Origin of the sequence: Pseudomonas sp. BN414, from assembly GCF_029871275.1 — a bacterium.
GTDB classification, from domain to species: domain Bacteria; phylum Pseudomonadota; class Gammaproteobacteria; order Pseudomonadales; family Pseudomonadaceae; genus Metapseudomonas; species Metapseudomonas resinovorans_C.
In genome coordinates, this window is record NZ_SSOL01000025.1 from 61356 (window position 1) to 76397 (window position 15042).

The 15042-nt window shown below is 59.7% G+C and carries 11 protein-coding genes; 9 read left to right on the forward strand and 2 right to left on the reverse strand.

The window, feature by feature from the left end:
• Window positions 1–122: 122 nt before the first annotated feature.
• Window positions 123–740 (reverse strand): TetR family transcriptional regulator, encoded by a 618-nt coding sequence (locus E8E95_RS02755; protein ID WP_179058240.1) that lies wholly within the window; start codon window positions 738–740, stop codon window positions 123–125.
• A gap of 115 nt (window positions 741–855) precedes the next feature.
• Here E8E95_RS02755 and E8E95_RS02760 point away from each other — a divergent pair, with 115 nt between their 5' ends.
• The 5 genes from E8E95_RS02760 (at window position 856) to E8E95_RS02780 (ending at window position 7579) form a co-directional block, all read left to right on the forward strand.
• Window positions 856–2073, forward strand: coding sequence for an MFS transporter (locus E8E95_RS02760; protein WP_179058241.1), 1218 nt, complete (start codon window positions 856–858; stop codon window positions 2071–2073).
• Between the two features lie 109 nt (window positions 2074–2182).
• A complete protein-coding gene (locus E8E95_RS02765; RefSeq protein WP_179058242.1) occupies window positions 2183–3640 on the forward strand; it encodes a carbohydrate porin in 1458 nt (485 codons plus the stop codon).
• Between the two features lie 12 nt (window positions 3641–3652).
• Complete coding sequence (locus E8E95_RS02770) at window positions 3653–4546, forward strand: NmrA family NAD(P)-binding protein (protein ID WP_179058243.1); 894 nt, start codon at window positions 3653–3655, stop codon at window positions 4544–4546.
• Window positions 4547–4621: 75 nt separating this feature from the next.
• Window positions 4622–5341, forward strand: a complete 720-nt coding sequence (locus E8E95_RS02775; protein WP_179058244.1) for a hypothetical protein — start codon at window positions 4622–4624, stop codon at window positions 5339–5341.
• Between the two features lie 333 nt (window positions 5342–5674).
• Window positions 5675–7579: a methyl-accepting chemotaxis protein gene (locus E8E95_RS02780; protein WP_280347955.1), complete on the forward strand. Its 1905-nt coding sequence runs from the start codon at window positions 5675–5677 to the stop codon at window positions 7577–7579.
• Between the two features lie 7 nt (window positions 7580–7586).
• Here the strand turns inward: E8E95_RS02780 and E8E95_RS02785 are convergent, their stop codons facing one another.
• The gene (locus E8E95_RS02785; RefSeq protein ID WP_179058246.1) at window positions 7587–8102 is read right to left on the reverse strand and encodes an Lrp/AsnC family transcriptional regulator; all 516 of its coding nucleotides are present in this window, start codon (window positions 8100–8102) and stop codon (window positions 7587–7589) included.
• Between the two features lie 124 nt (window positions 8103–8226).
• Here E8E95_RS02785 and mdeB point away from each other — a divergent pair, with 124 nt between their 5' ends.
• The 4 genes from mdeB (at window position 8227) to E8E95_RS02805 (ending at window position 15039) form a co-directional block, all read left to right on the forward strand.
• Complete coding sequence (gene mdeB, locus E8E95_RS02790; protein ID WP_179058247.1) at window positions 8227–10917, forward strand: alpha-ketoglutarate dehydrogenase; 2691 nt, start codon at window positions 8227–8229, stop codon at window positions 10915–10917.
• 85 nt (window positions 10918–11002) lie between these two features.
• Window positions 11003–12325 carry a dihydrolipoyllysine-residue acetyltransferase gene (aceF, locus tag E8E95_RS02795; RefSeq protein ID WP_179058248.1) on the forward strand — a complete coding sequence of 441 codons (1323 nt, stop codon included), beginning with the start codon at window positions 11003–11005 and terminating at the stop codon, window positions 12323–12325.
• 10 nt (window positions 12326–12335) lie between these two features.
• Window positions 12336–14126 (forward strand): dihydrolipoyl dehydrogenase, encoded by a 1791-nt coding sequence (lpdA, locus tag E8E95_RS02800; protein WP_179058249.1) that lies wholly within the window; start codon window positions 12336–12338, stop codon window positions 14124–14126.
• 55 nt (window positions 14127–14181) lie between these two features.
• Window positions 14182–15039, forward strand: coding sequence for a MaoC family dehydratase N-terminal domain-containing protein (locus tag E8E95_RS02805; RefSeq protein WP_179058250.1), 858 nt, complete (start codon window positions 14182–14184; stop codon window positions 15037–15039).
• The last annotated feature ends 3 nt before the right edge of the window (window positions 15040–15042 follow it).

Consider the following 15042-nt stretch of genomic DNA (forward strand, 5'->3'; position numbering starts at 1 on the left):
AGCCACTAGTGAACGCAAGCTTCGCCGATATCGAGCGGGTCGGTGTTCCGCGGGATTAATCACTGGGGCCACCTGAATGAGGAGTCCGCACATAATTTAAGCCAGCGTGTCGGCGAGCTAACTTACGCTGCCGGGGGCGTTCGCGGCACCAGAATTTCCTGGATAGCCGGCCCGATGATCGACACCAACTCCTCGGTCTGCGCCGCAACCAGCAGCGGCACACCAATTATTCTGCGGCTGACGATAAGCCCCACCAACAACGACGAAGCCAGGCCCGCTCGCAACGTCGCATCAGGGCCAAGGAGCTTACCGGCACCGGCCAGCAGCCTGAACTGAATGAAATCACGCAGTTGCTCGCGTGCCTGTTCATTCACCATCGCCCCACGCAGCGTGGCCATCAGGGGTTCCGCCTGTTCACCGTTGCCTTCCCAGGCGCTGAGATAAGCTCGCACCACGCGCTCGCCAAGGTGTTCATCTCGCCCTTCGAAAACCGTATTGAATTGATCGAGAGCGGCTACCGGTATAGCCATTGACGCTGCGAATAGTTCGTCTTTCGAACGGAAGAACTGCATCACTTGTGCCACGTCGACTTTCGCATCAGCGGCCACCACACGAATTGTGGTGGCTGCGAACCCGTCACTGGCAAACCGAGCGCGCGCCGCGTCCAGTACGGTCTGGCGAGTGCTATTCGGGCCGGGGCGCCGACCACGGCGCGGCGGGGGAGTGGTTGATTCAGTCACACGTAGTCCTTATGCGTCAGTCGTCAGTATATCAACAGACATTGAGTTTGATGGCAAAGCACTATAGGCTCAAGCCGCCCGTTCGTGTGCCATTACAACAACAAGGTCACAAGACATGAAGCGCTGGTCGGTACTGTTTGGATGTTTTTTGGGGATGAGCATAGCGCCGCCGGCTATCTTGCTGATCCCGCTCGGGCTGTTCATGAAGTCCGTTTCAGGCGAGTTCGCTTGGTCACGTACTGAATTTTCCATCATCCTCTCTGCCGCTGCCGTGTGTAACGCGTTGGTGATGCCGCTGGCAGGCTATCTGGTTGATCGCTTTGGCGCTTCTCGGGTTGCGCTGTTGGGCACGCTGCTGGGATGTGGGAGTTACATGTGCTTGTCCCTCGCTCACTCGTTTGGCGCCTTCGTTGCCATCACCGCGATGAGTGTCGCATTGGGCAACCTCGCCAGCTACCCGGCCTTCCTGTTCCTGACTCAACGCTGGTTCGATAAACATCTCGGGCTGGCGTTTGCCATCACCTCCTCTGGCCTCGCAGTCGGCACTGGAGGCTTCTCCTACCTGATTTCGCAACATATCGAAATGCACGGCTGGCGTGAGGCGCTCGTGGTGGCCGGGGGCATTGCGCTGGTCATTGGACTGGTCAATCTCGCGGTTTTTGTTCGTGACAATAAAGGCCCGATTCCAGAGGCTGAACGTAGTGGGGGAAAAAACCAGCAGAGCCAGGACGGTTTGACCCTGCGCAGTGCCATGGCTACCGGCGATTTCTGGCTGTATTCATGTGCATTTGTCCTGGTTCTGTTCGGCGCCGTCGGTTGCAGCTTTCACTTGCCGGCGATGCTGTCGGATTGGGGGGCTACTGGTGCCCAGATTGCGGGCATCGTCGCCGCAGGCTCTGCGGGTTCGTTGTTTGGGCGTCTGTTAGGTGGGGTGTTGCTGGATCATCTGCACACGCGCACCGTCGCCGGGCTTTTCCTCGCCGGCCAGTTGGTTGGTTTCCTGCTCTTACTGGATCAGCTGACATGGGCGCTGCCCGCCAGCTTTCTGATTGGCGCGATGCAGGGGGCAGAGATCGATATTCTGGGTTACCTGATTGCCCGTCGCTTTGGTCGCCTGGCCTATGCGCGGATTTTCGGTAGCGCCTTTTCCGTCACCCTGCTTGGCGCCATCGTCGGCCCCATCGCGCTGGGGATGGTGTTCGATAAGGGCGGCTCTTACCACCTCGGTTTGATGTTGTTCCCCATTCTTCCGGTTCTCGCGTTTGGCTTGTTGTGTATGGCCGCCAAGTCACCGCAACAGCCCCAGCCTTCTGACTCGGTCAACGCCGCCTAGCGCGGCTCACTCAGTCCGCCTATTGAGCAAGTAACCGTGAAAGCATTACGGCCATGGCGTACGCCTGTGTTTGGTCGTTTTCACGGATAACAACAACGAAGGAAATACCATGCAGTCCCACTCAATCGGGTTGAACCGAGTCCGCATACGTGCTCCGGAGTATGTACGCGTCACGCTCGCGGCATTCCTGACTATTTGGGCGACCCACTCCTTCCATGCTCGCGCTGAAACCACGCCAGCCCGGCAGGCTTTAGCAGGGCAGATTGCCGCAGAGCTCAAGCAACCAGCTCCGCTGATAGCCAACAAAGCACTACCCGATAGCCAATTGCTTGGCCATATCATCGAGCGAAAAAAGCAGTTCGCAAAAATCGACGCATTGGCCGAGCGTGGCCAGCTCACCGAGTTGCCGCCGCCATCGGAAAGCATCATCGGTGATGCGGGCGGCCTGCGTTCCGATCTCGCCGAGCACGGAATCGGTTTCAACATCCTGAGCATGAGTACGTTCACCAATAATCTTAAGAGGCACGACAGGCATCAGCCACAGGCCTACCTCGGCGAACGTCCCACATACTCGTCCAATCTGGTAGCCGGCTTCACCTACGACCTGGGGCAGGTCGGTCTCGACAACGGTCAGTTCATCTTCGGCGTGGGCAGTTATTACTCCAGCTGGGACGAGGTGAATCCGTCGTCGCCCTTCAACTTCACCCGTATCGCGTACTACCAGAGCCTGTGGGACAAGACGGTCGAATTCAAAATCGGTGTGCTGCCCAACGATCTGGAATACATCGGACCATTCACCGGAGGCACTCTGGTCGGTGGCACCCAGGGTCTACAGGCCGTTATCCCGTATCAGGTCGGCCTGAGCCACGCGCCGGTTTCCAGCCCGGCCGCCAACGTCACACTGAACCTGGGCAATTTCTACAACAAGTTCGGGGTGCAGCGCAGTATCAGTCCCGATGGCATGGGCGCGGAGATAGACCGTCACCTGGGTGAACTGGACCTGCACGCTGACCATACCGGTGCGCTGTACATTGACGAGCTCGGCTACAAACGCGCCGCCACTCCGGGAACTCCTTATTCTTGGTTGCGCGCGGGCTACATCTACAACTCGTCCGACTACACGCAGTTTTTGAGTAACGAACGCAGCGACGACAATTACGCCGGGTATGTGTTGGGCGACTACCAGTTCTACCAGTTCAACAGCGCTATCGCCTCGCGCGGTCTGTATGCCGGTTTCACCTGGATGTCTGCCCCGGAGGATCGCAACCTGTTCGATCTGTATTACGGGCTGCGTCTGTTCGCCAAAGGTCCCTTGGACTCGCGTCCATTCGATATGTTGACGCTGGAGTACGGCTACACCAGCTACAGCGACGACGCCAATACCAAGCTCGACCGCTTTCACGTATCCAACGCTGACGACTCCAGGTCGACCACGCTCGCTTACAACATGCGCCTGGCTGCCGGTACTTACTTTCGCACTGGCCTGAGTTATGTGGAAAAGCCGGCCTTCAGTCCCGACGTGAAAGATGCAGTGAACCTGCAAGCCAGCCTGACGCTGTTCTTCTAATCGAGCTTACTTATGACCGATGCTCCAGCGCCCATTCTCGTGACCTCCGCCAACGGCAATCAGGGCAAGTGCCTCGTTCCCCGCTTGCTCGCCGCCGGCCACCGTGTACGCGCGTGTGTACAAAGCAGCGCCTCTGCCGAAGCCCTGCGCAAGCAGGGCGTGCAAGAGTTGCTGGTGGGCGATCTCGCTGAACCGGCGTTCATTCACAAGGCCATGCGCGGCGTTTCGAGCGTCTACCACATCGGCCCGACCTTGCATCCGGCTGAGCGGGCGATGGGCTTCAATATTATCGATGCGGCGCGAGAGGAGGGGGTGGGGCACTTTGTGTTCAGCTCAGTGCTGCATGCCATTACGACCGACCTCGTTCAGCATGAAATCAAGCGTGATATCGAAGAGCATCTGCTCTCCTCAGGCCTTGAGTTCACCATCCTGCAGCCCGCCAACTACATGCTGGCGGCTCGTTTAAAACCGGTCTTCGAGGAAGGCGTGTTTCGGTTGTCGTGGGCGTTGGAACGCTACCAATCGATGGTCGATCTGGATGATGTCGCCGAGGTGGCTTCCATGGTGCTCTCGCAGCCAGAGCGTCATCTTGCAGCCACTTATGAACTGGTGGGCCCCGGCCGCTTCACGGCACATGAGATCGGCCAGGTCCTTTCAGGGGTGATCAATACCGAAATTCGAGTTGAACGCATCGATATGGCTGCCTTTGTCCGGGCACGATTCGGTGAAGGTGATCCCGTTACATTCGCCCATCAGGCACAGGTGAGTCAGTCAATCGAAACGCGCTACAGCAACCACGACTTCCTTGGTAACTCGAACGTACTCAGCTGGCTGTTGGGCCGAGAGGCGACACATTTCGAAGACTTCGTGCGCAAGGAGTATGCGGCGTATCAAGCGCAGAAATAGGTCAGTCGCAAGGGCCCCGATGGCGTGGGCTCGGCACCTGCCACTAGATAAGTCAACCAAAAAGGAAATGCTGCCATGCCCATTCGCCTGCTTGTCTGTGTATTGCTGCTGGTGCCCACTTTGGCCCTGGCCAACCTCGACGCCGAACGCCTGCAAGCCATTCGCGGCAAGGCCTTCAGTGCCTGCAGCAACCTGTTGGTGCACTACAACCCCAATCAGGATGGCAGCGACTCCCGTTTTACCGAGCGCTATCGCCAGGACCTGTTGACGTTGCAGCAACTGGTGGCGCAGGAGGGGGACCCGCAGTTGATCCAGGCGGCCGCAGCCATGCGCCACAGCATCGACGAACTGGAGCGTCAGCCAGCCAGCAATGCCCAGCTCTATCCCGCCTGGATAAACCCGTTGCTCAAGGCCCAGGCCAGCCTCGACCAGCAGGCCGCCAAACGCTATTCCGCCGCAGTACTCGACGAGCCGCGTTTGGCGCTGCATGAGCTGAGCCTGAATGTCGCGCGCCTGCAGTTGCTCTATCAGGCGCGAACCTTCGGTGGGTTGGTCGTCTACGTGGTTGATGGCGATGACAACGCGTTCATACAACTGGACCGGCAAATCCTTCAGGGCTTCACGGCGCTCGAACATAGCTGGCCACAGCATGCTGCTGAGCTGAACAAGCTAAAGGGCAAATACGATTACGTACGCCCGCGGCTGCTCAAGAACGAGCAACGTTGGGTGCCGGGCAGTGCTGCTTATTACCTTGGCCAGGTTACCGATGGGCTGGCGAGCATTGGTGCCAAGTAAGTCACTACCCTGAGGCGACATTGCCTCGCCCCGATGCTATTAGCGTTTCAGCTAGCCCGCATCAGTATTGGCCATTGGCCGAACGTCGCGCCCACGGGATAGGCTGCTAACGTTATCGACGCATAGCGTCGGAAATCGTAAAAAAATAAGAAGATTCCCTATGCGTAGCTCGCCATGGTGCCTAACGCCGTTCCTCATCTACTGCAGATTCGTCGTCTCCGCGAAGGCGATCTGTAAAGCCACTGTTCATCCATATCCTTCTACGGCGTGCGCTCGCCTTTCGTTGGACGAAGGGTGGTATCTGTGATCGGTCGCGTACTGGGCAATCTATCGGTGGGCACCAAGCTGTCGCTTGGATTCGGTTTGGTGCTGTTATCGACGCTAGGCGTCGCAGCGACTGCGTTCTATGCCTTCACCGTGCTCGATACACGTGCTGAGAAGATGAACGATGTCGCCACCATCGAGTCGCTGATGCTGCAGGCGCAGGTATCGGTTAAGGCCTTTGGCTTGGACTTGGCGGAGGAGGAGGCCAACAAGGTGGCGGGCCTTACAGATGAACTTATTTCGTTATTGGAAAAGTCCCAAGCGCAAACCGGGCAGGGCGATTCCGTAGAAGCGGCAAGAGTTTTTCTCGCTCAGTTCCAGCGCTACGCCCAAGCCCAGCGTGATGCCCGCGAGGCGCGCCTGCGCATGCAGCAGTTGGCCCAGGTGCTTGGCGAACGCTTCACCGTGGTGATGCTCGATCAGCTCGATGTCGTCAACCTCCTGGCTGCCCGGGCGCAGCCGGCGGATTCGGTGCGCATGCTGCAGCTTGAGCAGGCTTCCACGCTGCGCGACAAGCTGGCAAACCTGCGCGACAGCGAACTCTATTTCACCTTGCAGGGCAGCGCGGAAGTACACAACGCCTGGGAGGCGCGGATTATCGAACTGCGCTCGTACATGGAAAACCTGGCGCTGCGGCTTGAGGGTCCGGAGCGGGAATCGCTGACCCAGGCGAGTGCGGCGCTGGCTGCCTACAGTGCCGCGTTCAATGGCTATGCCGCGAGTCGTGATCAAGCCAGTGATAGCCAGGCGGCGATGAATTCTGCCGCCGACAAGGTCAGTGCTCTGCTGGGTGAGGCCCGTGCCGCTCAGGTGCAGGCCTCGCAGTTGATGAGCCAGCGGATTTCGCGGCTGCTGGAAGTGATTGTGCTGTTGGCGGTCAGTCTCGGCATCGGCGCCAGCGTGTTGATTCGCCATTTGATCCTGCAGCCATTGCGTCAGGCTGTTGACCTTACCCGGCGCGTGGCATCGGGCGATCTCAGCGCACAGATCGATGCCGCTGGCCGACGTGATGAGCTGGGGCAATTGCTCGGCAGTGTCGGGGTCATGCTCGACAGCCTGCGTGGGCTGATCGGCCGGATTGGCCAGGGTGTCGGGCAACTGAACCAGGCTGCCACCAGCCTGGTGCAGGTGACTGAGCGTACGCGTCAGGGAGTCGACTCGCAGCGCGAGGAAACGGAACTGGCGGCCACTGCCATGCAACAGATGGCCGCCACCGCACAAGACGTTGCGCGCAATACCAGCCAGACCCGTGATGCCGTGGAGCATGCCGATACCCAGGCGCGCAAAGGCGAGGAACTGGTCCGGGAGGCGACGGCCAGGATCGGTCATTTGGCCCAGGAAATGAGCGGGTGTTCCGAGGCGATGAGCTCGCTGCTCAACGAGTGCACGGCGATAGGCAAGGTACTCGACGTGATCAATGCCCTGGCCGGGCAGACCAATCTGCTGGCCTTGAATGCGGCGATTGAAGCGGCGCGTGCTGGCGATAACGGTCGCGGCTTTGCCGTGGTGGCGGATGAGGTACGCAACCTGGCGCGGCGCACACAAGCTTCCACCGACGATATCGCCGCCATCATCCAGCAACTGCGCACCGTCGCCGAGCAGGCGGCCAGTCGCTTGCAGGATAGCCAGGCGCTGAGTGGCGAAAGCGTGGTGATTGCCGCACAGGCGTCACAAGCGCTGCAGGAAATTGCTGCGTCAGTGTCGACGGTGGAGCAGATGAGCCAGCAGATCGCCGCAGCGGCCGAACAACAGAGTGCTGTGGCCGATCAGGTTGGCGAGAGCATGGAACGGGTGCAGGCGATCGCGGAGCAGAGCACGGCAGCGAGCAGCTTGCTGGAGGCGTCGGTGCGCGGGCTAGAGCAAGTGGGCTGCACACTCAACGCAGCGGTTGGCGGTTTTCGCACGTCCACTTGAGGTGGGTTCATTTATGCCGAAGTTTGCCGGAGCCGATTTTAGTTGTATCCCCGCGAGGAAGCGGTAGTGCGGTTTTATATTTGACCTGCTTGAGCGCAAAACTCGAACGAATATTTGCAACCCCTGGAATTTTTGAAAGTTGATTGACGATAAAGCGTTCGAGCGCCTGTACATCCGGAACCACAACCCGGATCAGGTAATCAGCGTCTCCCGTCATGAGATAGCACTCCATTACTTCCGGATAGTTCTGCACTGCTTCTTCAAAGGTTTCCAGTGCACGCTCTACCTGACGCTCGAGCGTTATTTGAATAAACACACTAACGCTCAGGCCTAATTCATAAGGATCGAGCAAAGTTACATATCGGCTTATCAATCCAGACTCTTCCAGTGCTCGCACTCTGGTCAGGCAGGGAGAGGGCGAAAGATGCACGCGGGATGCAAGCTCGATGTTGGTTATACGGGCGTTTGCCTGCAGCTCTTCGAGGATGCGCAGGTCTGTTGAGTCAATAGGTGTTTGCGGCATTTTACACCTCAAATGATTGTGATGGCGGCAGTATATGCCGAAAAACAGCGTCAATGAAGCTTAGTGCAGCGGCACCTTCTGTCGATTTATCTCTAAGCTAAAAGCAACAAAAGTGGAGGCAGACATGAGTTCGCTAAACGAAAATTCCATAACGGGTTCAGTAACTTCTATAGATATTGACCGAGACGAAACACAGGAATGGCTGGAGTCGCTGGAAGCCGTTGTGCGCGATGGAGGTTCCGAGCGCGGTCAGTTCCTGCTTAAGCAATTAGAGCAACACGCAAGAGCACTTGGCATCACCTCGCACGTGCATCCGTACTCGGCCTACCGGAACACAATTCCGATTGAAAGGCAGGGTCCCTATCCAGGTGACCTTGCTGTCGAGGAACGGATTACTTCGATAATTCGTTGGAATGCATTGGCCATGGTGGTGCGCGCCAACCAAGCCTACGGAGACCTTGGCGGGCATATCGCCAGCTACGCGTCGGCCGCGGAAATCTTTGAGGTGGGTTTTAACCATTTCTTCCGTGCCCGTGATGAAAACCATGGGGGCGATCTGGTGTTTTACCAGCCGCACTCGGCACCTGGCGTCTACGCCCGTGCCTTCCTGGAGGGGCGGCTGTCGGAGGAGCAACTGGCCAACTACCGCCAGGAAGTCACAGGTAATGGGCTGAGCTCATACCCTCACCCTTGGTTGATGCCTGAGTTCTGGCAATTCCCGACCGGCTCGATGGGCATCGGACCTATCAGTGCGATCTACCAGGCGCGCTATATGCGTTATCTCGAGCACCGCAATCTGGCCGAAACCGCCGAACGCCACGTCTGGGGTGTATTCGGTGATGGGGAGATGGATGAGCCTGAATCCATTGCAGGCCTTACTCTTGCGGCACGGGAAAAGCTCGATAACCTCACCTTTATCGTCAACTGCAACCTGCAGCGTCTGGATGGCCCGGTGCGCGGCAACGGTCAGGTCATCCAGGAGCTCGAGGCCCTGTTTACCGGTGCCGGCTGGAATGTGGTGAAGGTCATCTGGGGATCGGACTGGGACCCGTTGTTTGCCCGCGACACCAGCAATGCGTTGCTGCAACGTTTTGCTCAGACTGTCGATGGCCAGTACCAGACGCTGGGCTCCAAGGACGGTGCCTACAACTTGCTGCACTTCTTCCAGCAAGAGCCCGAGATCCAGGAACTGGTCTCGCATATGTCCGATGCCGAGATCGATGCCCTCAAGCGCGGTGGTCACGACTTCCGCAAGCTGCATGCGGCGTTTGCGGCTGCCAAGGCGCACAAAGGGCGTCCGACCGTCATCCTGGCCAAAACCAAGAAAGGTTATGGCATGGGCGGTGCCGGCGAGTCGCGCATGACTTCGCACCAGGCCAAGAAGCTGGATATCGATGCCCTCAAGGCATTCCGTGATCGTTTTGCGCTGCCCCTCTCCGACGACGACGTGGCCCAACTGCGCTTCTATCGCCCGGCCGACGATAGCCAGGAAATGCGTTATCTGCGTGATCGCCGAGCAGGGCTGGGCGGCTATATGCCTGCGCGGCAGAAGGGCAACGAGCATGTCACCGTGCCAGCCCTGGCCGATTACGCACGGTTTGCGTTCGAGGCAGACGGCAAGGAAATGTCCACCACCATGGCCGTGGTGCGGATGCTCGGCGGCTTGCTCAAGGATAAAGAACTGGGCCCGCGCGTTGTCCCAATTGTCGCGGACGAAGCACGTACCTTTGGTATGGCCAACCTGTTCCGCCAGATCGGGATCTACTCGCCGCTGGGTCAGTTGTACGAGCCAGAAGATGCCGGCTCCATGCTCTATTACCGCGAGGCCCGGGATGGTCAGCTGCTGGAGGAGGGCATTACAGAAGCGGGTGCGCTGTCCTCCTGGGTGGCGGCTGCGACCTCCTACAGCGCCCACGGCAAACCAATGCTGCCGTTCTACATCTACTACTCGATGTTTGGTTTCCAGCGTGTTGGCGATCTGATCTGGGCAGCGGCCGATCAACGTGCACGGGGCTTCCTGCTGGGGGCCACCGCCGGGAGAACCACCCTGGGCGGCGAAGGGCTGCAGCACCAGGACGGCAGCAGCCATGTGATGGCTGCCACTGTTCCCAACTGCCGCGCCTACGATCCGGCGTTCGCTGGCGAGCTGGCGGTAATCCTGGACCATGGCATGCGGCAGATGATGGAGCGCGATGTCGACGAGTTCTACTACATCACCGTGATGAACGAGAACTACGCACAGCCCTCGCTGCCGTCGGGTGTTGAGGAGCAAATCATTCGCGGCATGTATCGCTATGCCGTAACCGATGCATCAGTGCCTCGCGGTTCGGTGCGGCTGTTGGGTTCCGGGACCATCCTGCGCGAAGTGATCGCGGCCGCCGAACTGCTGGCAACCGACTGGCAGGTATCGAGCGAGGTGTGGAGCGTCACCAGCTTCAGCGAACTTGCGCGCGAAGCTCGAGACGTCGAGCGCCACAACCGTCTCAATCCCGCTGCACCTGAGCAGGTCAGCCACCTGTGCGCCTCCCTGGCCGGCGATGCGCCGGTCATTGCCGCCTCCGACTATGTTCGTGCTTGGCCGCAGCTGATCGCCAGCTATATCGACGCTCGCTTTATTGCCCTGGGTACCGACGGCTTTGGTCGTAGTGATACCCGCACTGCGTTACGTCGGTTCTTCGAGGTGGATCGTCACCAGGTGGTCTTGGCTGCGCTGGATGGTCTGGTGCGCGACGGCAGCCTGCCGCGTCAGGTACTGGCTGAGGCCATCGAACGATACGGCCTGGATGGTGACCGCCCGGCGCCCTGGGCGCGGTAACAGGTTTTCTCTCCGCATGCGCTCGATGAGCGTTCCATCCGTTGCGTGAGCGCGCAACGGATCTCTTTCTTGGCGACGGTAAGTCATGAGTGAAATCAGAGAAATTCAGGTCCCTGACTTCGGGGACTTCAAAGACCTCCCGGTGATCGAAGTGTTGGTCAAAGCGGGCGATACGGTGGCATTCGATGAGCCGTTGCTGACCCTCGAATCGGACAAGGCGGCGATGGATGTGCCGAGCCCTTTCGCCGGCACCGTGGTGGCGGTAGGCATCAAGGTGGGGGACCGGGTTTCCAAGGGCAGCCCCATCCTTACGTTGCAACTGGCCAGCGATGGCGCGCATGCCCCTGTGGTGGCTGAGGCTGCGGAAAGTGCCAAGGATTCGCCTGCACCTGCACCTGCACCTGCACCTGCAGCGCATGTTGCCGCCGTTGTGCCAATTGCGTCTGCTTCTTCGCGGGTGGCGTCAGCGGTGAATGCCTCCAGCATCAAACCCCACGCATCTCCGTCGGTCCGCAGTTATGCCCGCAAGCTGGGTGTGGACGTCTCGAAAGTAGTGGCGACCGGCAAGGGTGGGCGAATGCTGCGTGAGGACGTCGAGCGCTTCGTCAAGGACGCGCTGGTTCGTCTGGACAGCGCTCCGTCACGTGGCGAGCACGCTAGTGGGCTGAATCTGCTGCCTTGGCCAGACGTGGATTTTTCCAAGTTCGGCAGTATCGAGAAAGTCGCGCTGTCGCGGATAAAGAAAATCTCCGGCGCCAACCTCTCGCGCAACTGGGTGATGATTCCTCATGTCACCAACAACGAAGAAGTGGACATTACTGAGCTTGAAGCCTTTCGGGTCCAGCTCAACAAGGAAGGTGGCAAGGATGCGATCAAGTACACCATGCTGGCATTCCTGATCAAGGCAGCGGTCGCCACACTGAAAGCCTTCCCGCAGTTCAACAGCTCGCTGGGCAGCGAAGATGGCGAGTCGGTGCTGATCTTGAAGCAGTACTACCACATCGGTTTTGCCGCCGACACGCCGAACGGGTTGGTGGTGCCGGTCATTCGCGACGCCGATCAGAAAGGCATTGGCCAGATCGCCAGCGAATGTGGTGAGTTGGCCAAAAAGGCACGAGACGGCAAGTTGGGCCCTGCCGACATGACGGGCGGGACCTTTACCGTTTCCAGCCTGGGCGGCATTGGCGGCACCGGTTTTACCCCCATTATCAATGCCCCCGAAGTGGCGATCCTCGGCGTTACCCGTGCGCAAATCAGACCGGTCTGGGATGGGCATGCCTTTGCCCCCCGCCTGATTCTGCCCATGGCACTGTCGTGGGATCACCGCGTCGTGGATGGCGCTGCTGCGGCGCGCTTCCTCCAGCATCTGGCGGCTCTGTTGGCTGATTTCCGTCGCATTACGCTTTGAGGGGTAGCCCATGAGTCAGGTTATTGAAGTAAAGATGCCGGGCCTCGGAGATACGGTCGCCATGTCGGTGATTGAGGTGCTGGTCCAGGTTGGCGATGCGGTAAAAATCGACGATCCCATCTGCGTGCTGGAATCCGATAAGGCCACCATGGATGTTCCGACTTCTGCCGCCGGTGTGGTCACGGAAGTGCTGATCAAGGTCGGCGACAAGGTGACAGAAGGCATTGTGCTGCTGAAGCTGCAGGCCCATGACGTGGCAACCCAGCCAGGGTCGGCTGCTGCCGCCACGCCATCCGCACCTGCGGCGCCTGCACCCGCCATGGCGCCTGTCCACGCCGCCGGAGCTGACCAGGAGTGCGACGTACTGGTGCTGGGCGGCGGTCCCGGTGGTTACTCCGCCGCCTTTCGCTCCGCGGACCTGGGGCGCAAAACCATCGTGGTCGAGCGTTACGCCTCGCTGGGTGGTGTGTGTTTGAACGTGGGCTGCATCCCCTCGAAAGCCTTGCTGCATATCGCTTCGGTGATGGAGGAGGTACCGCATCTGGCAGCACTGGGTATCGACTTCGGTGCTGGCAAAGTCGATCTCGACAAGTTGCGCGCGCACAAGGAATCGGTGGTCAGCAAGCTCACTGGCGGGCTCGCCGGCATGGCCAAGGGCCGGAAGGTTGAGGTGGTGCGTGGCTTCGGTCGCTTTCTCGACCCCCATCATATCGAGGTCGCCGTCACTTCAGGTTCCGGTCAAGAACAGACAGGAGAGACGAAGGTCATTCGTTTCAAGCAGTGCGTGATCGCGGCGGGCAGCCAGGCCATAAAACTGCCCTTTATGCCGAAGGACCCGCGAATCGTGGATTCTACCGGGGCACTGGAACTCCGGACGGTGCCCAAGCGCATGCTGGTGGTGGGCGGCGGCATTATCGGGCTGGAAATGGCCACGGTCTATTCAGCCCTTGGTGCGCGCGTCGATGTGGTGGAGATGCTGGACGGCCTGATGCAGGGGCCTGATCGCGATCTGGTGAAGGTCTGGGAAAAGCACAACAGCCACCGCTTCGACAACCTGATGCTGAGAACCCGGACGGTAAAAGCCGACGCGAGCGAGCAGGGCATCTGGGTGACCTTCGACGGGGAAAAGGCTCCCTCTGAGCCGCAATGCTACGACCTGGTATTGGTTGCCGTGGGCCGGAAGCCCAATGGAGACCAGATCGATGCGCACAGCGCCGGTGTCACCGTAGGTGAGAGAGGTTTCATAGAGGTGGACAAGCAGATGCGTACCAATGTGCCGCATATCTTCGCAATTGGTGACATCGTCGGGCAGCCCATGCTGGCCCACAAGGCGGTCCACGAGGGGCATGTCGCCGCAGAAGTGGCGGCTGGAGAGGCGGCGAACAATCCTGAGCTGGCGCTTAGCCGAATCGATGCGTTGCAGATTCCAGGGGTTGCCTACACCAACCCGGAGGTGGCCTGGGCCGGTCTTACCCAGCAGGAAGCAAGGGAAAAGGGCATCAAGGTCGAGGCGGCGGTTTTCCCATGGGCTGCGTCGGGGCGTGCGATCGCCAACGGCCGCGATGAAGGCTTTACCAAACTTCTGTTTGACGCCGACACCCAGCGGGTAGTGGGCGGCGGGATTGTCGGCACCGGTGCAGGCGATCTGATCAGTGAGGTTTGCCTGGCCATCGAAATGGGTGCCGATGCCGTGGATATCGGCAAAACCATCCACCCCCATCCGACCCTGGGTGAAACCGTGGGGATGGCGGCTGAAGTCGCCCATGGCAGTTGTACAGACCTGCCGGCGGCTCGTCGCTGAGTCGCTCAATGGCCAACCGATAGCCGAACAACAGCACGTGACGGAGGAGATAAGCATGAACGGCTGCAACGACACACTCGCGGATGATTTATCCCAATGGGTAGGCCGTGAGGACCAGCGTGTCGACCGCATCGACCCACGCATTGCCCAGGCGTTGGCCGCCACCCTCGATCTTGATCCTGACAGTATGAAAGCGGGTGCCGAGTTACCGCCCTTGTGGCACTGGGTGTACTTCACGCCCAACGCTCGATGCAGCGAGATCGGTGCGGACGGACATCCTCAACGCGGCGGCTTTCTGCCGCCGGTGGACCTGCCCAACCGCATGTGGGCGGGCGGACACCTGAACTTCAAGCAGCCGCTGCGGGTGGGCGAGGAGGTCAACCGCATTTCGCGCATCGTGCGCTGTCAGCGCAAGGTCGGCCGCCATGGCGAATTGGTGTTCGTCACCGTGGAACACAGCGTTTCGGGTGAACGCGGTGTGTGCCTGGTGGAGGAGCAGGACATCGTCTATCGACAGCCCGCACCGAAAGAGGCGCCGCTCGCCGGGGAAGTGGTCGACGGCTGCGCCGAATTCGGCCGACGAATTCGCCCGGATCCGGTCTTGCTGTTCCGTTACTCGGCGCTGACGTTCAACAGCCATCGCATTCACTACGACCAGCCCTACGCGACCCAGGAAGAAGGCTATCCCAGTCTCGTCGTGCATGGCCCGCTGGCCGCCACGCTGCTGCTTGAAACCTTCCGCGCCACCTATCCGGATAAACGTATCAGGCGCTTCGCATTCCGTGCCGTGGGCCCGCTCTTTTCTAGCGCGGATTTCGATGTGTGCGGCGAACTCACCGGCCCGGACTCCGCCGCGTTGTGGACCGAGTGCGACGGGCGCCTGGCGATGAAGGCCAACGTCACGTTCGACTGATCC